The sequence below is a fragment of the Bradyrhizobium sp. I71 genome, from assembly GCF_022354745.1.
In the GTDB taxonomy this organism is placed as follows: domain Bacteria; phylum Pseudomonadota; class Alphaproteobacteria; order Rhizobiales; family Xanthobacteraceae; genus Bradyrhizobium; species Bradyrhizobium liaoningense.
In genome coordinates this window covers 1,964,398-1,982,640 of the sequence record NZ_CP059398.1, presented here as the reverse complement: position 1 = coordinate 1,982,640, position 18,243 = coordinate 1,964,398, and the positions used below count along the sequence as shown (strand labels likewise).

The following is an 18,243-nucleotide window of genomic DNA, read 5'->3' as shown; positions in this document are numbered from 1 at the left end:
TGGGAGAGGTGGAGCGGCGCCCCTTGACGTTCGCCACCCGACGGGCAATCTGTCAGCCATGTTCCTGCAATTCTTCACCTCTCTGCGCGACGCGCAGGTCCCCGTGACGCTGCGCGAATACCTCACGCTGATGGAGGCGCTCGACGCTGACCTCGCGGACTACACCGTCGAGAATTTCTATTATCTGTCCCGTGCCTCGCTGGTGAAGGACGAGCGCAACCTCGACAAGTTCGACCGCGTCTTCGGCACGGTGTTCAAGGGGCTGGAAAGCCTGCTCGAGGCCATGGACAAGGCGGAGATCCCCGAGGAGTGGCTGAAGAAGCTCGCCGAGAAATACCTGACAGAGGAAGAGAAGAAGCAGATCGAGGCCATGGGTTGGGACAAGCTCATGGAGACCCTGAAGAAGCGCCTTGAGGAGCAGAAGGGCCGGCACCAGGGCGGCTCGAAATGGATCGGCACCGCCGGCACCTCGCCCTTCGGCGCCCACGGCTACAATCCCGAGGGCGTGCGCATCGGCCAGGAGAAGAACCGCAACAACCGCGCCGTAAAGGTGTGGGACAAGCGCGAGTTCAAAGATCTCGACGGCAATGTCGAGCTCGGCATCCGCAACATCAAGGTGGCGCTGCGCCGGCTGCGCAAGTTCGCGCGCACCGGCGCGCCCGACGAGCTCGATCTCGACACCACGATCCGCGAGACCGCCAATCACGGCTATCTCGACGTGCACATGCGCCCCGAGCGGCGCAACGCGGTGAAGCTGCTGGTGTTCTTCGACATCGGCGGCTCGATGGACGCGCATATCGAGCAGGTCGAGGAGCTGTTCTCGGCGGCGAAGAGCGAGTTCAAGCACATGGAGTATTTCTACTTCCACAATTGCCTCTATGAAGGCGTGTGGAAGCAGAACAAGCGCCGTTTTACCGACCGCACGCCGACCTGGGACGTGCTGCACAAATACCCGCACGACTACAAGGTCGTGTTCGTCGGCGATGCCTCGATGTCGCCTTACGAGATCATGGTGCCCGGCGGCTCGGTCGAGCACGTCAACGAGGAGCCGGGCTCGGTCTGGCTCGATCGCATCATCCGCACCTATCCGCACAGCGTGTGGCTGAACCCGGTGCAGCAGAAGCACTGGGACTATTCGGAATCGACCACCATCATCCGCCGCATCTTCGCCAATCGGATGTATCCGATCACGATCGAGGGGCTGGAGAACGCGATGAAGGAATTGACGCACTGATGCATGAGTGAGCCCGGCTCTGTCGGCGACGGGACTGCGCTCCCTCCCCCGCTTGCGGGGGAGGGTTGGGGAGAGGGTTCTCTCCGCGAGCGACCTTCCCCAAGAGGAGAGAGCCCTCACCCGCGTCGCTCAGGCGCGCAAGTGCGCTGCCGAGTTCCGCGACCTCTCCCGCAAGCGGGAGAGGTGACCTCCACCTCCGGCAGTTCGCCTGGGAATGACGACGTAACAAGAAGGGAAGACACATGCCCCAGACCATCACCCGCGGCATCAAGGCGCTGATCGACGAGGCCAATGCCGAGATCGAGACCCTCACCGCCAAGGACGCCATCGAGATCTCCAAGAACGGCGATGTCGTCATCGTCGATATCCGCGACCCCCGCGAGATCGAGCGCGACGGCCGCATCCCCGGCGCTTTCGCCTGCACGCGGGGCATGCTCGAATTCTGGATCGATCCGCAGAGCCCGTACGCAAAGCCGATCTTCCAGGAGGACAAGAAATTCGTCTTCCACTGCGCCGGCGGCCTGCGCTCCGCGCTCGCGGCCAAGACCGCGCAGGACATGGGCCTCAAGCCCGTCGCCCACATCGCCGGCGGCTACGCCGCCTGGCGCGACGCCGGCGGTCCGACGGAGAAATGGGAGCCGAAGAAGAAGGGGTGAGGGGGCACACCTCCCTCGCCTCACATACTCCGTCGTGCCCGGGCTTGACCCGGGCATCCACGTCTTCGCCACAGGACAGAACGTGGATGGCCGGGACAGGCCCGGCCATGACGACCGAGACAATTGCCGGAGAATGCCAATGACCGCCACCGACCCCCTCGTCTCCACAGAATGGCTCGCCGCGCACATGGGCGACGCCAACGTCAAGATCCTCGACGCCAGCTTCAAGCTGCCGGGCGTCTTGCCGCTGCCGAAGGACGACTATCTCGCCGTGCACCTGCCGGGCGCGGTATTCTTCGACGTCGATGCGGTGTCGGATCATTCCAATCCGCTGCCGCACATGTTTCCGAGCGCCGAGCAGTTCGGCCGCGATGTCGGCAATCTCGGTATCGGAAATAGCGATACCGTCGTGCTCTACGATGCCGGCGGCTGGGTCGCAGCGCCGCGCGCGTGGTGGATGTTCCTGTCCTACGGCCACGGCAATGTGCGCATCCTCAATGGCGGCCTGAAGAAGTGGCGTGCCGAGGGCCGCCCCGTGGAGAGTGGCGAGGTCAAGCCGAAGCCTGCGACGTTCAAGGCCAGCTCTGATTCAAACCGCGTGCGCAGCATGCAGCAGCTGATCGCCAATGTCGAAAGCCGCAAGGAGCAGGTGATCGATGCGCGCGCCGCCGACCGTTTCGAGGGCCGCGCGCCCGAGCCGCGGCCGGGCATCCGCTCCGGGCACATCCCCGGCGCCCGCAACGTGCCCTACAACCTGCTGTTCGATGCCGCGACCGGCGAGATGAAGCCGCTCGAGGAGCTGCGCGCTGCCTTCACGGGCGCCGGCGTCAAGCTCGATGCGCCGATCGTCACGAGCTGCGGCTCCGGCGTCTCCGCCGGCGTGCTGACGCTCGCGCTCTATCGCCTGGGGATCACCGACACCGCGCTCTATGACGGCTCCTGGTCGGAATGGGGCCAGGCCGGCGGCCCGCCGATCGCGACGGGGCCGGCGTAACACCGGGACGACGGTGCGCCCCCTCGCCCCGCAAGCGGGGAGAGGCGAAGGAAGGGAGTCAGCGCGTGCGCGCGGTCGTTGTCGCGAAAGCCGGCTGTGGCTGTCCAAACGGATCCAGCTGCTGCTGCAACTGCTGAGGCGGCGGACGCCGCACCACGCGGGGCCGCTTCTTCGCCTTCGCCTTCGCCTTGCGCTGCGTCGCCTTGCCGTCGGATGCGCTGCCATCCGGCTTGTTGCTCTCGGCCTTGGCCTTCGCCGGCGCGTCCTTCACGGCTGAGGTTGCGGGGTCGTTCAGCGCGGCCACGTTCGCCGAGACGACATCAACCGCAGAGGAGGCGAGCGCGGCACCGGGATCAACCTGCGCCGGCTCGCTGGCGGCAGGCGCAAAGTCCGGCTTGGCCTCGGGGATCGAGGCCGTGGTGTCGGCGGGAGTGAGCGTGTCAGCGGTGCTGAGCGTGTCCGTTGGCGCTGGCGCTTCGGCTTCCGTCGTCGTCTCGGGCTTGGCCGGCTCAGGGGCCGGAGGCGAGGCTTCAGTGACCTGAGGCTGAGGGTCAGCCTCGCTCGTCAGCGCGGCAACCTGCTCGGGCCCGCTCGCCGGCAGCCCGATCGTCGGCACCCGGTCGCGGAGCGACGGTGCGGGATCTGGCGCGATCTCCGGCTCCTCTCGCAACACCGCGAGCACCGGCTGGGCCGGTTCGGGCACTTGCGCAAACACCTGCTCCTGCGGGCCATTCCGCCAGGAGGGGTTGCTGACATATTGCTGATGGGTCGCCCGCAGCAGCGCGGCGGCTCCTAGGCCGAACACCAGGATGGAGGTTGACAGCAGGATCGCGGCAAACAGGAAGCGAAAGCCGGGAAGCATCGAGCGATTGCGAATTTCCGCCCCGGCGGCGAGGTGGCCAGGGCCAAAGAGCCATCTGAACGCGGTGACGGTACTGATTGCCGCGTTCGCCACGCGGGATCGGAGCTCGGAAAGGTGGCGAATCAGGCTGATTCGACCATATCGCAACGATCCCGCGCCGTTCCGCTAAAATCGCGGCCGAATAACACGGCAATTGATGGCGCAATACGATTTCAGCCCCGTGATGCAACGGGGCAACGGTCGTCTCGCGGATCACAAATCGGCAAATCCGGCGCAAATAGGCCTGATATGTCTTGAATGTGCCGCTATCTTCCGTCATCTGGCCGTTAACGGTCCGATTGGGCTTCGGGACTATACAAGAGCGATGATGATCAAACACTTTCTGACGATATGCGCTGCCGCAACAGTCGCTGCGGCGGGAACCTCGCTCGCTCAGGCTCAGAGCTATCCGGTCCAGCAGGCGCCGAGCTATGGCGCCCCGGCCGAATATCGGCCCGGTGACCGCACGCCGAATTTTGATGCACTGGACGAAGACGACGACTCGATGCCGCAGGCCTCGCTGCCGCCGCCCGGCCCAGTCGACGATCCGCGCTACGGTCGCCCCGTCGGCGCGCCCCCGGTCTATTCCGCCGCCCCGCAGGGGCCGGTGATGTCGCCGGATGATCCCCGTTATGGTCGTCCGGCTGGCGCTCCGCCGGTCTATTCGGCGGCGCCCCAGGGGCCCGTGATGTCGCCGGACGATCCCCGCTACGGCCGGCCCGCCGGTCCGCCGCCGGTGATTTATGCCAATCGTCCGGGGCAGCAGGCGCCCGCCAGTGACGGCCTGCGTCCGCCCGAGGCGGTCGGTGGTCCCGCCGCGACCGGAACGGTCGATGCCGCCCAGCCGCCCGGCGGCGCCGCCGGCCGGCCGATGACTTTGGCCGCGCTACCGCCCGAGGAGCAGCCCGATGCTGCGCCGGTGCAGCTGCCGCCGAACCTGCGCCGCCAGGAGGTCGCGTTCCAGACCAAGGAGCCAGCCGGCACGCTCGTGGTCGATACGTCCAATACCTATCTCTATTACGTGCTCGGCAATGGCCGTGCGATCCGCTACGGCGTCCGCGTCGGCCGCGACGGTTTCACCTGGACCGGCGTGCAGAAGATCACCCGCAAGGCCGAATGGCCGGATTGGCATCCGCCGACCGAGATGATCGAGCGTCAGCCCTACCTGCCGCGCTTCATGGCCGGCGGCCCGGGCAATCCGCTTGGCGCCCGCGCGATGTATCTCGGCTCGACCGTCTACCGTATCCACGGCACCAACCAGCCCTCGACGATCGGCAAGTTCGTCTCCTCCGGCTGCATCGGCATGCTCAACGAGGACGTCTCCGACCTGTTCGATCGCGTCAAGGTCGGCACCCGCGTGGTGGTGCTGCCGGGTGGCCCGCCGCCGGGAACGGCGACCGCCTCCGCTGCGCCGACGCCGGGAGCTGCATCCGTCGCGGCTCAGGCCGGCCCGGTCCCCGGCACCCAGCCGACGGTCGTACCGCCGCTGCCCGCGCCGGTCACCGTGCGCTGAGCGCTTCGTCCCTACCAGATTGCAGAAGGGGCGTGCCGTCGGCGCGCCCTTTTCATTTCAGGCCAGCCTGCGCGGCAGCTCGCCGCCCCTGGCGAAGGCGTCGATCGCCTCGACCATCTGGCCGTAATGCATGCGCAAGCCGTCCGCGGTGGCGTAGCCGAGGTGTGGCGTCAGCACGAGGTTGTCGAGCTTGCGGAAGGGATGGTCGACCGGCAGCGGCTCGACCGAGAACACATCCAAGCCGGCGCCTGCGATCCTCCTCTGCTGCAGCGCTTCGAGCAGCGCCTGCTCGTCCACGATCGGCCCGCGCGCGGTGTTGACGAGAAAGGCGGTCGGCTTCATCCGCGCGAGATCGGCAGCTCCAACCAGCCCGCGAGAACGCTCGCTCAGCACCACATGGATGGTGACGATGTCGGCCTTGGCGAACAGCTCCTCCTTGCTGGCGTAGCCGACGCCGGCTTCCTTGCACTTCTCCGGCGTGAGGTTCGGGCTCCAGGCGATCACGTTCATGCCGAACGCCTTCGCAATGCCCGCCATCTTGCTGCCGAGCTTGCCGAGCCCGACGATGCCGAGCGTCAAGCCCTCGATCTCGACGCCGGCAAAGCTCTGCCAGGGCTCGCCGGCATGCATGCGTGCATTCTCGCGGCCGATGCCGCGGGTCAGCTCCAGGATCAGGCCCATGGTGAGCGGCGCCGTCGGATCGCGGGAATATTGTGTGCCGCCGATGGCGATGCCGCGCGCTTTCGCGGCCTCCATGTCGATCGAAGCGTTGCGCATGCCTGACGTCAGCAGCAGCTTCAGCTTCGGCAGGCTCTCGAACAGGCTCTTGGGAAAAGCGGTGCGCTCGCGCATCGCGCAGATGACGTCGAAGTCCGCCAGTGCGCTCGCCGCGGCCTGCTCCGAAACGAAGGGGTGGCTGAACACGGTGACGTCGACCCGGTCGGACAGTTTCGGCCAGTCGGCGACGTCGAGCGCGAGGTTGAAATAGTCGTCGAGAATTGCACAGCGCAGCCGGCTCATCAGCGTTCATCCATGGCGAGAGATGACGGCGCAGGCGGGCACCGTCGTCGGAGCCCGGCCATGGTTGCGCGCAATCACACCCGTGCGCAAGCAGCTGACGACTTCAAAAGTCCGATAGGAAGGAGACGCTCAGAGATCGCGGGGCTTCAGGCGGAACGGCGCATCCATGCCGTGCTTGGCGCGCCAGGCGGGACCGGGTCCACGCATGTAGTGCAGTTCGGGCCGGTAGGGATTGAAGGCGGTGGCGAAGAAGCGCTTCCAGAAGCCCTTGACCTCCGAAACGAACCCGAAGACGTGGCCGGCTCCTGCCGGAACAGGATGAGAATGCGTCTCGATCAGAGCCATGATGCGGCCTCGCTGTGCTCCCGTTCATTCTGGCGGGTGGCGCTGTTTCCGCGCGAAACCGAGCTTTCGGCCTGATTTATTAAAAGATAGTTTCAATTGTCCGGATTGGCGTCCGGATGGTGTCCATTCCGTATTCATCCGTGGTGAACGGACGGAAAACATTGCCCTTTTGGGGCGGGATCGTTACATCGGCGGCAAGCAAATTTCCTCAAATCGAAGGTGTCACGGGACCGATGGCGCGCCAGTTCATCTATTTCATGCAGGGCCTGACCAAGAGCTACCCGACCCGGAAGGTGCTCGATAACATCCACCTGAGCTTCTACCCCGACGCCAAGATCGGCGTGCTCGGCGTCAACGGCTCGGGCAAGTCGACGCTGCTCAAGATCATGGCTGGCCTCGACAAGGAGTACACCGGCGAGGCATGGGTCGCAGAGGGCGCCCGCGTCGGCTATCTCGAACAGGAGCCACAGCTCGATCCCAAGCTGTCCGTGCGCGAGAACGTCATGCAGGGCGTCGCCAAGCAGAAGGCGATCCTCGATCGCTACAACGAACTCGCGGTCAACTATTCCGACGAGACCGCCGACGAGATGACCAAGCTCCAGGATGAGATCGAGGCCCAGGGCCTCTGGGATCTCGACAGCAAGGTCGACCAGGCCATGGACGCGCTGCGCTGCCCGCCTGATGATGCCGACGTGACCAAGCTTTCCGGCGGCGAGCGCCGCCGCGTCGCGCTGTGCAAGCTGCTGCTCGACCAGCCCGAACTCTTGCTGCTTGACGAACCGACCAACCATCTCGACGCCGAATCCGTGTCGTGGCTGGAAGGGCACCTGCGCAACTATCCCGGCGCGATCCTGATCGTCACCCACGACCGCTACTTCCTCGACAACGTCACCGGCTGGATCCTCGAGCTCGATCGCGGCCGCGGAATCCCCTATGAGGGCAACTACTCGTCCTGGCTGGTGCAGAAGCAGAAGCGCCTGGAGCAGGAGGGGCGCGAGGACGCCGCGCACCAGAAGACGCTGGCCCGCGAGCAGGAATGGGTCGCCTCATCGCCGAAGGCTCGTCAGGCCAAGTCGAAGGCGCGCTATCAGCGCTATGAGGAGTTGCTCAAGAAGGCGAGCGAGAAGCAGACCCAGACCGCGCAGATCATCATTCCCGTGGCCGAGCGGCTCGGCGCCAACGTGGTCGATTTCGAAGGTCTCAGCAAAGGCTTCGGCGATCGCCTGCTGATCGACAATCTCACCTTCAAGCTGCCTCCCGGTGGCATCGTCGGCGTCATCGGCCCCAACGGCGCCGGCAAGACCACGCTGTTTCGGATGATCACCGGCCAGGAGAAGCCGGATGCAGGCACGATCACGGTCGGCGAGACCGTGCATCTCGGCTATGTCGACCAGTCGCGCGATGCGCTCGACGGCAAGAAGACCGTGTGGGAGGAAATCTCCGGCGGCAACGAGCTGATCCTGCTCGGCAAGAAGGAAGTCAATTCGCGCGGCTATTGCTCGGCCTTCAACTTCAAGGGCGCGGACCAGCAGAAGAAGGTCGGTGCGCTCTCCGGCGGTGAACGCAACCGCGTTCATCTGGCCAAGATGCTGAAGTCCGGCTCCAACGTGCTGCTGCTCGACGAGCCGACCAACGACCTCGACGTCGACACACTGCGCGCGCTCGAAGAGGCGCTGGAGGACTTCGCCGGCTGCGCCGTCATCATCAGCCACGATCGCTGGTTCCTCGACCGCATCGCGACCCACATCCTGGCCTTCGAAGGCGACAGCCATGTCGAATGGTTCGAGGGCAACTTCCAGGACTACGAGAAGGACAAGATGCGCCGCCTCGGCCAGGACAGCATCATCCCGCACCGCGTGAAGTACAAGAAGCTGACGCGGTGATGGCGGCATGATGCGGCGGGCGCTCATCGCTGCGGTGATCGTGGTCACCTGCGGCTGGTCGTCCGCCCGCGCAGCAGACGCCGCCTTCACGCAATTCGTCGCCTCGCTCTGGCCGGAGGCGCAGACCGCGGGCGTCTCGCGCGCGACGTTCGAGCGGGAGACGCGCGGGCTCGAGCCTGATTACAAGCTGCCCGACCTGCTTCTGCCGGGCCGGCCTGCGACCGGCGCGCCGTCGCAGGCCGAGTTCGTGCAGGTGCCGGCCGATTACGTCAGGGAAGCGTCGATCGCGCGGCTCGCCGGCGAGGGGCAGCGGCTGCTGCAAAAATATCGCACCGCGCTGACCGAGATCGAGAAAAGCTCCGGTGTGCCCGCTACCGTGATGCTCGCGATCTGGGGCCGTGAGACCGATTACGGCCGCTACACGCTGCCTTACGATCTCGTGCGCGTGCTGGCGACGCAAGCCTATGTCGGACGTCGCAAGGACCAGTATCGCAACGAGTTCATCCTCTCGCTCAAGATTCTCGGCGAGGGCGTGGTGACGCGCAAGGACATGCGCTCGTCCTGGGCCGGCGCCACCGGGCTGACGCAGTTCCTGCCGTCGGAATATTACAAGCATGGCGTCGACTTCGACGGCGATGGCCGCATCGATATCTGGCACTCCATGCCGGATGCGCTGGCCTCCGCCGCGCAGCAGCTTGTCAACAAGGGCTGGCAGAGTGGCCTCCGCTGGGCCTATGAGGTGCAGGCGCCAGCGAAGGTTGATTGCACCACGGGCGTACCGGAGGTGACGAAGCCGATCGGTCAATGGCTGCGCGAAGGCTTTGTGCCGGTGCGTGGCCAGAAACTCGGTGCCGCGGAGCAGGCGCAGCAGGCCTCGCTGCTCCAGCCCGAAGGCATCTACGGCCCGTCCTTCCTGACCACCAGGAACTACTTCGTCATCAAGGAATACAATTTCTCCGACCTCTACGTGCTGTTCGTCGGGCATCTCAGCGACCGCATGACCAGCCCGCTGCCATTCGCAACGGCGTGGTCGGCTTCGAAGCAGCTGCGCACGAAAGACGTCGAGACCATGCAGCGCGAGCTGACGCGCATCGGGCTCTACAAGGACAAGATCGACGGCAAGGCCGGCATGCAGACGCGCGCCGCGCTCGGCGCCTATCAGAAGTCGGCGGGCCTCAAGGTCGATTGCTGGCCGAGCGAAGAGGTGCTGCGCTCGATCCAGGCGGGGCGATAGCGCAGGACCAAAAGAAAAAACCCGGCCGATGGTCTCGGCCGGGCTTCGATCGCGGCGCTTGCGAGCGCCGTGCGATCAGATCAGTAGCAGACGCGAACCGGGCGAACGACCCAGCCATAACCGTCCCAATAGCGCTGGCGCTGCCAGTAGCAGGGCGGGGGCAGCGGGCCGGGCTCGGCCACGTAAACGGGACCACCATAGGCCGGACGGCTCGACGCGATGGCGCCGCCGACGATCGCGCCGCCGATCAGGCCGGCCGCGATGCCGGCGCCAATGTTGTCACCGGCCTTGGCGGGCGGGGTGGCGGTCACCAGCGATCCGGCGACTGTCGCAACCGTGAGGGCAGCAACTAAAGTCTTCTTCATGCTCTTGGCTCTCCTGGGAGATGGACTTCCCCTGTAAGGGATGGCCCGGGTTTCAAAGGTTCACGCACACTCTGATGGAATTTGGCCTTGCGGTTAGGAAGCGCGCAAATGGTCAATCCACGGTAAACGCACACGGAGCTGTGACGAGAAAAAGCGGTCTTTTTCGGGCTCCGAGATGAACGGCGCATCCGTAGTGCGCCGGTTAAGCGCGCGCCTCAGCCACAAACTCTGACGCGGCGGACGCGCCAGGCATAGCCGTCCCAGAAGCGCTGCTTCTGCCAGACGCAGTTGCCGTAATAGTCGTCGGCGACATAGCCCGGACCGGGGGCGTAGTAGCGGGGCGGATAATAGCCCGGTTGGTAATAACCGGGACCTGGTCCGTAATAATACGGAGAGGCCAGTGCGCCACCGACGATGGCGCCGCCGATGATCCCGGCCGCCACGCCCGCCGCGACACCGCGCTGGGCATGGGCGGGTGTGCCGGCCGTCAGGGCCAGAGTGAGGACGGCAGCGACTGCCAGGAGCGACTTCTTCATGCGCTTGACCTTATCACACGTGGGAACTGTTTGGGGCGCAAAGTTCCATACTTCGCTTGAATGATCAATGAACGGCCCCTTTGCCGGAGACGACCAACCGGCATGGGCCCCAGTTTCATCAGGAGACGCTGATGGGCAACGTGATGGTCAATGCATTGATTGCTGCCGGGGTCGTCTTCGCGATCGGCTACGGCTGGATCGCTCACCTCCAGAACCGGGGCCGGCGGCGCACGCGTGTCGGGGCCGGAGGTAATGGCGGTGGTAGTGGCGCCGACACCTACATGGGGACAAGCGACGGCTTCTCGTTGGGAAGCTGGTTCTCCAGCGACCGTTCGGGGAGCTCGACCGACGGCGGCAGCTGTTCCAGCAGCGATGGCGGCAGCAGTGGCGGGGACTGCGGAGGTGGCGGCGATGGTGGTGGAGGCGGTGGCGGCGACTAGCTCCGCCACAATCTTGATCAACCGCAATACCTGGTTTTTAGAGCCGTTCTAGGCTGATTGCCGGGCCAGTTTGGAATAGCTTCAAATACCGCTTTTTCCTTTTGCATCCGGCCGGCCCGTTAAATATCGATGATGGCGCATCACCGAAGGGCCTGCCGCTTCCATGATCGTTTGTTCCTGTAACGTGCTGAGCGATGAAGACATCCGCGCCGCCGTCGCCGAGTCCGACGACGCCGTGCGCCATGCCAAGCAGGTCTATGGGTGTCTCGGCTGTAGCGCCGAATGCGGTCGCTGTGCCCGGACCATCAAGACCATCATCGACGAAGCGCTTGGCCCCTGCGCCCAGTCTTGCTGCGCCGGCTGTCCCCATGGCCACACCGTCGCCGCCAATGACGAGACGGCCGAACCCGCCCAGTTCGCCCTCGCAGCCTGCTGAAAACTTCCGCATCCTCAGCTGAGCTTTTCCCCGGCTGCGTCCGCGTAGCCGGTTGCCGGCATGCGCAAACTCATTTAGAAGCATTCTAAATTCGGTTTAGGGCCGATTTGGACTGCAAAGCTGGAGTGAACCATGCAGGGCGACGCGAAGGTCATCGACTATCTCAACAAGGCACTGCGTCATGAGCTGACTGCGATCAATCAGTACTGGCTGCACTACCGCTTCCTCGACAATTGGGGCCTGCTGGACATGGCCAAGGTCTGGCGCAAGGAGTCCATCGAGGAGATGGAGCATGCCGACAAGCTCACCGCGCGCATCCTGTTCCTCGACGGCTTTCCGAACATGCAGGTGCTGGATCCCCTGCGCATCGGCCAGAACGTCAAGGAGATCATCGAATGCGATCTCGCCGCCGAGATGAGCGCGCGTGCGCTCTACCAGGAAGCGGCGACCTACTGTCACGGCGCCAAGGACTACGTCACGCGTGACCTGTTCGAGAAGCTGATGAGCGACGAGGAGCACCACATCGACTTCCTCGAAACCCAGCTCGACCTCATTGGTCGCATCGGTCTCGAACTCTACACCCAGAAGCACGTCGGCGGGCTCGAGGGCGAGGGGCACTAGTTCGGCTCTGGCGGCGCACTCCACGCTCCGCCGTCGCCAAACGAGCTGGTCATCGGTTCCGGATCGGCGCTCCGCTTCGTTGCGCTTGTCCGGGACGACACCGTGATTGTTGATCGCCTACAGCTGCGTCTTGTACCGAGCCTCTACGATCTCCTGGCTCTCCGGTTCGCCCAAGCCCGTCTGGTCGTGGATGACCTCGACGATGCTCGGCATCACCGAGCGCTGTACCTTCTCGGATAACCAAAGCTTCGAGCGCATCAGCGCCTTGCCGCAGTGGAAATAGACCTCGCTGACCGCGACGTTCAGCACCGCGCGGGGCGGCTTGCCGAACTCCACCATGGCGGCGAGCAGATCCGGATCGGCCGACAGCGTGCCGCGTCCGCCGACGCGCAGCGTCTCGTCGATCCCCGGCACGAAGAACAGCAGCTGCACGAAGCCCGAGCCCTCGACGACGTTCCGAAAACTGTCGATGCGGTTGTTGCCGGAGCGGTCGGGCATCAACAACTGGTTGGGACCGGCGACGTGGACGAAGCCGATGCCGCCGCCGCGCGGCGAGGCGTCGACACTGCCGTCCGCGCCCGAGGTCGCGAGCACGCAGAACGGCGACATCTCGATGAACTTCTTCGCATGCGCATCGATCGCCGGCCGCGCTTTCGCGATCACGCGCGGGGTCGGCTTGGCGTAGATGGCGGCGAGGTCTTCGGCGCTAAGATCGGTCAACGGCGTGCCTCCGCTTCAACTCGGCCCAAAGCTACCCGACCAGGGCGCATTCAGCCAACGAAATCCAGCGCGCAAAAGCATGATCCGGAGAAGTGCGCAGCGGTTTTCCGAAGAGATCATGCTCAAACAACAACCTAAAGCGCGATGACGATTCATCCTATTCGCATCGCGCTTTAGACTGCATCCGCCGGCACGAAGCAACTGATGATGATGGCGCCGCGATGGTGGACGTACCACACCACGGCCTGGCCCACGGGATTGCCGCGGTCGCGGATGATGGCGCGCGCGGGCACCTCCATCCATTGTCCGTCGATCGGCACCCAATAGGCGCCGCCGCGCACGTCGTATTCGGTGCGATGGCCATCGGAGATATCGCAGCAGGGCACGCCGTTCGGAGCGATCACGCTCTTGAACCAGGCGCGGATATCGGGCGGGACGTGGTCGTATTGGCCGTTGTCGAACGCGAATGCCGCGCTCGTCAGCGCTGCCGTTGCAGCCAGCCAGACGCACAGTGCCAGCCCGTGCATGCGATCCTCCTCATCGCGTATCGTGCCATTGGCGCCCGATTGTCCCGCGCGCCGATTCGCATCGTCGGCGCAATTAAGCCCGAGCTGTCGGCGCAATGCATGCTCAAATAATACGCTGCGCCGGGGCGCCGCACATGATGCGTTGCGAGATGAGACAGCTTGTGGCGGTGCGCAGCCACGGAGTTGATCGGCATGGCGCGATGGAACTTCGCAGAAGCGCGAAGGCCGATGTAGGATTTCGGCCTAGACCTTCGTCTTCAAGAAAACGTCGGGAGAGAGTGCATGTGCCGCAACATCAAGACGCTGTTCAATTTCGAGCCGCCGGCGACGGAGGACGAGATCCATGCCAGCGCGCTGCAGTTCGTGCGAAAACTGTCCGGTTTCAACAGGCCGTCGCAGGCGAACGAGGCGGCGTTCGAGCGTGCGGTGGCGGAGGTCGCGGAGGCCGCACGAAAGCTCCTGACGTCGCTGCATACCCATGCGCCGGCGCGCGACCGTGAGGTCGAGGCGGACAAGGCAAGAGAGCGCTCGCGGCTGCGCTTCGGTTCGTGAGCTCGAACGGCGCACTCCGTGACCTGGCTCACGGTATCTGCTGCCTCAGCTTGCGATGGTGTCGGCCGGGGTTTTGACCGCCCGGAGCACGACCATGAGCTGCCCCCTTCTTCCCTTGAAAGCAGGTGCCATCGTCTTCACGCTGCTGTGGACTGCGTGGATGATGTGGTGGAGCGGCTCGTTCTCGAGCGCGAACATGGTCATCCTCGCCCTGTGCGGCGCGGCGGTCGGCTACCTCTGGTATCGCGCGATGCGCTGGCAGTTCGAGCGCATGGGCATGTTGCCGCGAGACGAGGATCGGCCGAAATAGACGCGTCTGCTAGGCCTTGTCGCCGTGCTTCTTCTTTTTCTTTCTCTTCTTGTGGTCGTCGCCGTCATCGCTCTCGTCATCGACGATTGTCTCGTCTGGCTCCTGGACGGCGGCCGCGAGCGCTTCGCGCTCGGCGGCTTCGCGCTCGCGCTGGCGGCGGCGTTCGTCCCAGGCGTCGAAGAGCTGGTCGAGCCACGGCAGCACTTGCTCGATCGACGGCAATTGGCCGGGCGGACCTGGTTCGCCGCGCGGGCCTTGCGGCCCCGCCGGCCCCTGTGGCCCGGCAGGTCCCGGCGCGCCGGCTGCGCCGCGCGGGCCGGCTTCGCCCTGCTTGCCTTGCGGACCGGGTTTGCCGGGCGGGCCAGCCTTTCCGACCGGCCCCGGCTTGCCCTGCGGTCCGGGCTTGCCGCGCGCTCCGTCCGGGCCGCGCCGGCCCGGATGGCCCTGCGGCCCCGGCCGCCCCGGCTCGCCTTGCCGCCCGCGCGGACCCTGAGGTCCCTGCCGTCGTCCCTGATCGTCTGCCACGCCACCGCTCCCTTGACCGGAAGCAAGCTACTTAGCGGCCTTTGACGACAGCAGCAATTCTGCCCGCGCACCGTGTCAGGCTTGATCAACATCAATCGTCGGGGCGAGCCGCCATGTCATCGATCGCGCACGGCCACACCGCTTGGAGGAGCGACCGATGCGTGCAGCGTGGAAAGTCTTTTGCCTGTTCGCGGTCGTTCTCGTCGTCTCGCTCGGCCTCGCTCAGCTGCTGGTGCCCGATATCGTGCCGGTCGGATTCGCCGAGGAGCCGCAACCGCTATGGGCCGTCATGACGGCGTTCCTGCTCCGCGCGGTCGAGCTGATTGCCGCCTCGGTCGCGATGATCGCGCTTGCGGTCATCGCCGGCGTATATCTGCGGCACGAGCTGCGCCGCTTGCGGCGCAGCTCGCCATCGCGGGCGGACTGATGTCGCCCGCTAATCCTGATAGGCAGGCACCTCGATGCCGGAGGCGGCGTAGATCCTGATCTTGTTGCGCAGCGTGCGCACCGACAGGCCGAGCACGCGCGCTGCGCGCGTGCGGTTGCCGTCGCAGCGTGCGAGCGTCTGGAGCACGAGCTCACGCTCGACCTCGTCGACCGTGGCGCCGATCAGAAGCGGAACGATCTGGTTGGGAGCAAGAAATTGCGCGCCCGGCTCGGACGCGACATGAACAGTGGTCATCAACACACCTCCCGATCAACGCCGCTTCCATCATTGGAAGCGGATCGAGAACCAACGACCCCCAAGCCGTAATTTCACGGTGGTCCTGTTTGGTTAATGAAGGGTTAATCGGGAGCGAGCCCACCAATTGACCCCAGGAATGCCGCGAAGCCGCCGCGATTGGCGAAGGATGCATCGTGGTGCGGACCTATCTCGCGCGACAAGTACGGTGTCATCGTCCGCGGAAGAGGACGATCCAGTACGCCGCGGCCCCTCGTGGGATGTTAGCGTCTCTGGAATACTGGATCACCCGCCTTCGCGGGTGATGACACCGTGTATGTGGTGAAAGCGTTCTCCCTCACACCGTGCGGTACCCGCCGTCCACCATCACGATCGTTCCGGTGACGTAGGCCGACAGGTCCGACGCCAGGAAGATCGCGGGTCCCACGATGTCCTCGGGCTTGCCGGTGCGCGCCAGCGGGGTGTGATCGAGGAAGGCCTGCACCAGCGCCGGATTGGTCGCGCGCACATTGGCGTTGATGTTGGTCTCGATGAAGCCGGGACCGATCGCGTTGACGCGCACGCCTTCCTTGCCGAGCTCGGCGGCGAGCGCCTTGGTGAAGCCGAGCACGCCGTGCTTCGAGGTGGTGTAGGCCGCCGAGCTCGGCGTGCGCAGATGCACGAAGGACTGGATCGAGCCGATGTTGACGATGCGGCCCTTGCTCGCGCGCAAGGGTGCGAGGAACGCCTGCGTCATGTTGAAGACGCCATTCAGGTTGAGCGAGATGATGTCGTTCCAGTCCTTCGCCACCGTCTCCGTCTCGGCGGTGAAGGCGTTGCGGCGGGTGATGCCGGCATTGTTGACGAGGATCGAGACCTGCCCGACCTTGCCCTCGACCTGCTTGGCCAGGGCAAAGCAGTCCTCGCGCCTGACAACGTCGAGCGGAAAGCTCTCGGCCTTGCCGCCCGCCTGCCGGATCTCCCGAGCCGCTTCCGCCACCGTCTCGGCGTTGACGTCGAGCAGCACGACCTGTGCGCCCTCGCGCGCGTAGCCGGCGGCGATCGCCCGGCCGATGCCGGAGCCGGCACCCGTGACGACGGCGATGTGGTTTGCGAGCAATGCCATGACATATTCCTCCCGGTTTCTTTTCGAAGTTTCACGAAAAGCTAACTCGAAATTAAGGGGGCGGAAACGGCGGCCTTGGCATACTGATCCTGATTGCTAAACGTTGCGCGCATGATGGAACGGCTGGACTCCTGGAAACTCGCTCTCGAACGGCTGCGGTCGGCGCACGCGCCCGATTGGGCCGAGGCGGGCCGGCTCGTGGCCGAGATCGCGCGGATGAGCAGCGACGTCACGCTGCGCCAGGCCGCCGAGCAGGCGCTGCCGGTGCTGCGCCAGGCCGCGGACAATGACGACCACGGCGTGACGCTGGCGGCGCAGCGCCGTCTCGGCGTGGTGCTCGAGGTCGTCCACGATCTGACAGCCCCGCGCTTCGGCCGCCGCAACGCCATGCCGAAGCAGATGTCCAGGGAGGACCGCGCCCGCAAGGTGCTCGGCCTGCCGCTCGCGGTGCAGCTCACCTGCGAGGACATCAACCAGGCCTATCGCCGCGCCGCCAAGGGCATGCATCCCGACCAAGGCGGCAGCGCGCAAGGCTTCATCGACCTCGCCGCCGCGCGCGATCTCCTGATCCATCCGGGCGCGTACAAGGACGCGTGAACATCAATGTGCTAGACTGTAGCCCGGATGAGCGAAGCGATATCCGGGGCAGGTCTCGCCATGGTTCTGTACCGCAGAAATTTCATTCCCGGCGGCACTTACTTTTTCACAGTGACGCTTTTCGACCGTCGGTCGAGCGTCCTTACTGACAACATCGATGCTCTTCGCAACGCCTTCCGAACCGCTCGGAACGAGCGACCGTTTGAGCTCGACGCCATCGTGATCCTTCCGGATCATCTGCATGCGGTCATGAAACTGCCGCTGGACGACTCTGATTTTGCAGGACGGTGGCGTCGGATCAAGGGGCACTTCAGCAGTGCTCTGCTGCATGCCGGTGTCGACATAGCTCGCCACTCCAATGGAGAATTGGCGCTATGGCAGCGGCGATACTGGGAGCACACGGTCCGCAACGAAGACGACTTTGCACGTCATATCGATTACGTTCACTTCAATCCCGTCAAGCACGGCTACGTTCGGCGCGTTGGTGATTGGCCGCATTCGTCCTTTCACCGATACGTGCGGACTGGGCTGCTCCCGGGGGATTGGTCCGGTGAGGCGAGCGAAAGTGGGGATGTCTTCGGTGAGCGTGCCGAGGAAGGCTGACGGGAGAACGAGTCGCGTCCCGGATATCGCTTCGCTCATCCGGGCTACGGAGTGGAAAAAAACCGGACAGGGACGCTGGCGTCCTGCCCGGCTCTTCGTCCGCCGATCGAATTGTTACCAGGTGCACTGGCCGTTCTTGAGCGCGGCGTCCTTCATGGCGAGGGCGTCGATGAAGGTCGGCACGCTCGCGCTGGCGCGGTGGTAGCCCGCCGGCCACGGCGTGGTCGGGATGCTCTCGTCCCAGATCTGGCAGAAGCCGCTGTCCTGCCAGCGGATCAGATGATAGCTGGCCTCCGCTGGGCTCGCGGCGGCGAAGGCAGTGACGGCAAGACCGACGGCTGCGCACAGCACGGAAATACGACGCATGATCAGCTCCTCAAAATGAAAGACGTGATGCACCTCCCGACAATGACGGGAGGGGGTGGCGCGGGACGCTTTGGGGGA

Annotated in this window: 25 protein-coding genes; 14 read left to right on the top strand and 11 right to left on the bottom strand. The window is 65.1% G+C overall.

Translation table 11 applies throughout. The features are described 5' to 3' along the window. Positions 1–58: 58 nt before the first annotated feature. The 3 genes from FJV43_RS09910 (at position 59) to sseA (ending at position 2,884) form a co-directional block, all read left to right on the top strand. Positions 59–1,234: a VWA domain-containing protein gene (locus FJV43_RS09910; RefSeq protein WP_239626561.1), complete on the top strand. Its 1,176-nt coding sequence runs from the start codon at positions 59–61 to the stop codon at positions 1,232–1,234. A 242-nt stretch (positions 1,235–1,476) separates the two neighbouring features. Further along, the gene (locus FJV43_RS09905; RefSeq protein WP_028179894.1) at positions 1,477–1,890 is read left to right on the top strand and encodes a rhodanese-like domain-containing protein; all 414 of its coding nucleotides are present in this window, start codon (positions 1,477–1,479) and stop codon (positions 1,888–1,890) included. 139 nt (positions 1,891–2,029) lie between these two features. After that, a complete protein-coding gene (gene sseA / locus FJV43_RS09900) occupies positions 2,030–2,884 on the top strand; it encodes a 3-mercaptopyruvate sulfurtransferase (RefSeq protein WP_239626559.1) in 855 nt (284 codons plus the stop codon). A 58-nt stretch (positions 2,885–2,942) separates the two neighbouring features. Here sseA and FJV43_RS09895 read toward each other — a convergent pair whose 3' ends face one another. Further along, positions 2,943–3,746, bottom strand: coding sequence for a hypothetical protein (locus FJV43_RS09895; RefSeq protein ID WP_239626557.1), 804 nt, complete (start codon positions 3,744–3,746; stop codon positions 2,943–2,945). 367 nt (positions 3,747–4,113) lie between these two features. Between FJV43_RS09895 and FJV43_RS09890 the strand changes: the two genes are divergently transcribed. Beyond that, positions 4,114–5,298, top strand: coding sequence for a L,D-transpeptidase (locus FJV43_RS09890; RefSeq protein WP_239629378.1), 1,185 nt, complete (start codon positions 4,114–4,116; stop codon positions 5,296–5,298). Between the two features lie 57 nt (positions 5,299–5,355). Here FJV43_RS09890 and FJV43_RS09885 read toward each other — a convergent pair whose 3' ends face one another. Beyond that, a complete protein-coding gene (locus FJV43_RS09885) occupies positions 5,356–6,318 on the bottom strand; it encodes a D-2-hydroxyacid dehydrogenase family protein (RefSeq protein WP_239626555.1) in 963 nt (320 codons plus the stop codon). Positions 6,319–6,447: 129 nt separating this feature from the next. After that, complete coding sequence (locus tag FJV43_RS09880; protein ID WP_028179899.1) at positions 6,448–6,663, bottom strand: hypothetical protein; 216 nt, start codon at positions 6,661–6,663, stop codon at positions 6,448–6,450. 233 nt (positions 6,664–6,896) lie between these two features. Here FJV43_RS09880 and ettA point away from each other — a divergent pair, with 233 nt between their 5' ends. After that, complete coding sequence (gene ettA, locus FJV43_RS09875; protein ID WP_239626553.1) at positions 6,897–8,546, top strand: energy-dependent translational throttle protein EttA; 1,650 nt, start codon at positions 6,897–6,899, stop codon at positions 8,544–8,546. Between the two features lie 7 nt (positions 8,547–8,553). Continuing rightward, entirely contained in the window at positions 8,554–9,780 is a 1,227-nt protein-coding gene (locus FJV43_RS09870; RefSeq protein WP_239626552.1) for a lytic murein transglycosylase, read from the top strand. Between the two features lie 80 nt (positions 9,781–9,860). Here the strand turns inward: FJV43_RS09870 and FJV43_RS09865 are convergent, their stop codons facing one another. Beyond that, positions 9,861–10,145 carry a hypothetical protein gene (locus tag FJV43_RS09865; protein WP_239626550.1) on the bottom strand — a complete coding sequence of 95 codons (285 nt, stop codon included), beginning with the start codon at positions 10,143–10,145 and terminating at the stop codon, positions 9,861–9,863. Positions 10,146–10,360: 215 nt separating this feature from the next. Then, positions 10,361–10,681 (bottom strand): hypothetical protein, encoded by a 321-nt coding sequence (locus tag FJV43_RS09860; protein ID WP_239626549.1) that lies wholly within the window; start codon positions 10,679–10,681, stop codon positions 10,361–10,363. 131 nt (positions 10,682–10,812) lie between these two features. Here FJV43_RS09860 and FJV43_RS09855 point away from each other — a divergent pair, with 131 nt between their 5' ends. From FJV43_RS09855 to bfr, 3 genes are all read left to right on the top strand, one after another. Further along, positions 10,813–11,121 carry a hypothetical protein gene (locus FJV43_RS09855; RefSeq protein ID WP_239626547.1) on the top strand — a complete coding sequence of 103 codons (309 nt, stop codon included), beginning with the start codon at positions 10,813–10,815 and terminating at the stop codon, positions 11,119–11,121. A gap of 163 nt (positions 11,122–11,284) precedes the next feature. Next, on the top strand, positions 11,285–11,557 hold the full coding sequence (locus FJV43_RS09850) for a (2Fe-2S)-binding protein (RefSeq protein ID WP_028182392.1): 273 nt from the start codon (positions 11,285–11,287) through the stop codon (positions 11,555–11,557). Between the two features lie 132 nt (positions 11,558–11,689). Continuing rightward, entirely contained in the window at positions 11,690–12,178 is a 489-nt protein-coding gene (bfr, locus tag FJV43_RS09845) for a bacterioferritin (protein ID WP_024339472.1), read from the top strand. A 117-nt stretch (positions 12,179–12,295) separates the two neighbouring features. Here the strand turns inward: bfr and FJV43_RS09840 are convergent, their stop codons facing one another. Then, complete coding sequence (locus FJV43_RS09840) at positions 12,296–12,898, bottom strand: MSMEG_1061 family FMN-dependent PPOX-type flavoprotein (RefSeq protein WP_239626545.1); 603 nt, start codon at positions 12,896–12,898, stop codon at positions 12,296–12,298. A gap of 173 nt (positions 12,899–13,071) precedes the next feature. Next, positions 13,072–13,425, bottom strand: a complete 354-nt coding sequence (locus tag FJV43_RS09835) for a hypothetical protein (RefSeq protein ID WP_239626544.1) — start codon at positions 13,423–13,425, stop codon at positions 13,072–13,074. A 282-nt stretch (positions 13,426–13,707) separates the two neighbouring features. On the opposite strand from FJV43_RS09835, the gene FJV43_RS09830 reads away from it, so the two are divergent. Both FJV43_RS09830 and FJV43_RS09825 read left to right on the top strand, forming a co-directional pair. Then, positions 13,708–13,977 (top strand): DUF2277 domain-containing protein, encoded by a 270-nt coding sequence (locus FJV43_RS09830; RefSeq protein ID WP_239626542.1) that lies wholly within the window; start codon positions 13,708–13,710, stop codon positions 13,975–13,977. Between the two features lie 94 nt (positions 13,978–14,071). Beyond that, entirely contained in the window at positions 14,072–14,287 is a 216-nt protein-coding gene (locus tag FJV43_RS09825) for a hypothetical protein (protein ID WP_239626541.1), read from the top strand. 9 nt (positions 14,288–14,296) lie between these two features. Here the strand turns inward: FJV43_RS09825 and FJV43_RS09820 are convergent, their stop codons facing one another. Next, positions 14,297–14,812, bottom strand: a complete 516-nt coding sequence (locus FJV43_RS09820; protein WP_239626539.1) for a collagen-like protein — start codon at positions 14,810–14,812, stop codon at positions 14,297–14,299. A 157-nt stretch (positions 14,813–14,969) separates the two neighbouring features. On the opposite strand from FJV43_RS09820, the gene FJV43_RS09815 reads away from it, so the two are divergent. Beyond that, complete coding sequence (locus tag FJV43_RS09815) at positions 14,970–15,239, top strand: hypothetical protein (protein ID WP_239626538.1); 270 nt, start codon at positions 14,970–14,972, stop codon at positions 15,237–15,239. A gap of 9 nt (positions 15,240–15,248) precedes the next feature. Here the strand turns inward: FJV43_RS09815 and FJV43_RS09810 are convergent, their stop codons facing one another. Beyond that, the gene (locus FJV43_RS09810; RefSeq protein ID WP_239626536.1) at positions 15,249–15,494 is read right to left on the bottom strand and encodes a helix-turn-helix domain-containing protein; all 246 of its coding nucleotides are present in this window, start codon (positions 15,492–15,494) and stop codon (positions 15,249–15,251) included. Between the two features lie 337 nt (positions 15,495–15,831). Then, positions 15,832–16,599: an SDR family oxidoreductase gene (locus tag FJV43_RS09805; protein ID WP_239626535.1), complete on the bottom strand. Its 768-nt coding sequence runs from the start codon at positions 16,597–16,599 to the stop codon at positions 15,832–15,834. Between the two features lie 111 nt (positions 16,600–16,710). Between FJV43_RS09805 and FJV43_RS09800 the strand changes: the two genes are divergently transcribed. Next, a complete protein-coding gene (locus FJV43_RS09800; protein WP_239626533.1) occupies positions 16,711–17,196 on the top strand; it encodes a J domain-containing protein in 486 nt (161 codons plus the stop codon). 60 nt (positions 17,197–17,256) lie between these two features. Next, positions 17,257–17,799 (top strand): transposase, encoded by a 543-nt coding sequence (locus FJV43_RS09795; protein ID WP_239629376.1) that lies wholly within the window; start codon positions 17,257–17,259, stop codon positions 17,797–17,799. Positions 17,800–17,913: 114 nt separating this feature from the next. Here the strand turns inward: FJV43_RS09795 and FJV43_RS09790 are convergent, their stop codons facing one another. Next, the gene (locus FJV43_RS09790) at positions 17,914–18,165 is read right to left on the bottom strand and encodes a hypothetical protein (protein ID WP_028182194.1); all 252 of its coding nucleotides are present in this window, start codon (positions 18,163–18,165) and stop codon (positions 17,914–17,916) included. Positions 18,166–18,243 lie beyond the last annotated feature (78 nt).

Excerpts from the sequence above, each read along its gene's own strand:
- FJV43_RS09800 (WP_239626533.1), top strand. The coding sequence starts at position 16,711 with ATGATGGAACGGCTGGACTCCTGGAAACTCGCTCTCGAACGGCTGCGG.
- FJV43_RS09825 (WP_239626541.1), top strand. The coding sequence starts at position 14,072 with ATGAGCTGCCCCCTTCTTCCCTTGAAAGCAGGTGCCATCGTCTTCACG.
- FJV43_RS09865 (WP_239626550.1), bottom strand. The coding sequence starts at position 10,145 with ATGAAGAAGACTTTAGTTGCTGCCCTCACGGTTGCGACAGTCGCCGGA.
- FJV43_RS09910 (WP_239626561.1), top strand. The coding sequence starts at position 59 with ATGTTCCTGCAATTCTTCACCTCTCTGCGCGACGCGCAGGTCCCCGTG.
- FJV43_RS09795 (WP_239629376.1), top strand. The coding sequence starts at position 17,257 with ATGGTTCTGTACCGCAGAAATTTCATTCCCGGCGGCACTTACTTTTTC.
- ettA (WP_239626553.1), top strand. The coding sequence starts at position 6,897 with ATGGCGCGCCAGTTCATCTATTTCATGCAGGGCCTGACCAAGAGCTAC.
- FJV43_RS09890 (WP_239629378.1), top strand. The coding sequence starts at position 4,114 with ATGATCAAACACTTTCTGACGATATGCGCTGCCGCAACAGTCGCTGCG.
- FJV43_RS09895 (WP_239626557.1), bottom strand. The coding sequence starts at position 3,746 with ATGCTTCCCGGCTTTCGCTTCCTGTTTGCCGCGATCCTGCTGTCAACC.
- FJV43_RS09880 (WP_028179899.1), bottom strand. The coding sequence starts at position 6,663 with ATGGCTCTGATCGAGACGCATTCTCATCCTGTTCCGGCAGGAGCCGGC.
- FJV43_RS09870 (WP_239626552.1), top strand. The coding sequence starts at position 8,554 with ATGATGCGGCGGGCGCTCATCGCTGCGGTGATCGTGGTCACCTGCGGC.
- FJV43_RS09810 (WP_239626536.1), bottom strand. The coding sequence starts at position 15,494 with ATGACCACTGTTCATGTCGCGTCCGAGCCGGGCGCGCAATTTCTTGCT.
- sseA (WP_239626559.1), top strand. The coding sequence starts at position 2,030 with ATGACCGCCACCGACCCCCTCGTCTCCACAGAATGGCTCGCCGCGCAC.
- bfr (WP_024339472.1), top strand. The coding sequence starts at position 11,690 with ATGCAGGGCGACGCGAAGGTCATCGACTATCTCAACAAGGCACTGCGT.
- FJV43_RS09805 (WP_239626535.1), bottom strand. The coding sequence starts at position 16,599 with ATGGCATTGCTCGCAAACCACATCGCCGTCGTCACGGGTGCCGGCTCC.
- FJV43_RS09835 (WP_239626544.1), bottom strand. The coding sequence starts at position 13,425 with ATGCACGGGCTGGCACTGTGCGTCTGGCTGGCTGCAACGGCAGCGCTG.
- FJV43_RS09850 (WP_028182392.1), top strand. The coding sequence starts at position 11,285 with ATGATCGTTTGTTCCTGTAACGTGCTGAGCGATGAAGACATCCGCGCC.
- FJV43_RS09830 (WP_239626542.1), top strand. The coding sequence starts at position 13,708 with ATGTGCCGCAACATCAAGACGCTGTTCAATTTCGAGCCGCCGGCGACG.
- FJV43_RS09855 (WP_239626547.1), top strand. The coding sequence starts at position 10,813 with ATGGGCAACGTGATGGTCAATGCATTGATTGCTGCCGGGGTCGTCTTC.
- FJV43_RS09815 (WP_239626538.1), top strand. The coding sequence starts at position 14,970 with ATGCGTGCAGCGTGGAAAGTCTTTTGCCTGTTCGCGGTCGTTCTCGTC.
- FJV43_RS09860 (WP_239626549.1), bottom strand. The coding sequence starts at position 10,681 with ATGAAGAAGTCGCTCCTGGCAGTCGCTGCCGTCCTCACTCTGGCCCTG.
- FJV43_RS09885 (WP_239626555.1), bottom strand. The coding sequence starts at position 6,318 with ATGAGCCGGCTGCGCTGTGCAATTCTCGACGACTATTTCAACCTCGCG.
- FJV43_RS09790 (WP_028182194.1), bottom strand. The coding sequence starts at position 18,165 with ATGCGTCGTATTTCCGTGCTGTGCGCAGCCGTCGGTCTTGCCGTCACT.
- FJV43_RS09905 (WP_028179894.1), top strand. The coding sequence starts at position 1,477 with ATGCCCCAGACCATCACCCGCGGCATCAAGGCGCTGATCGACGAGGCC.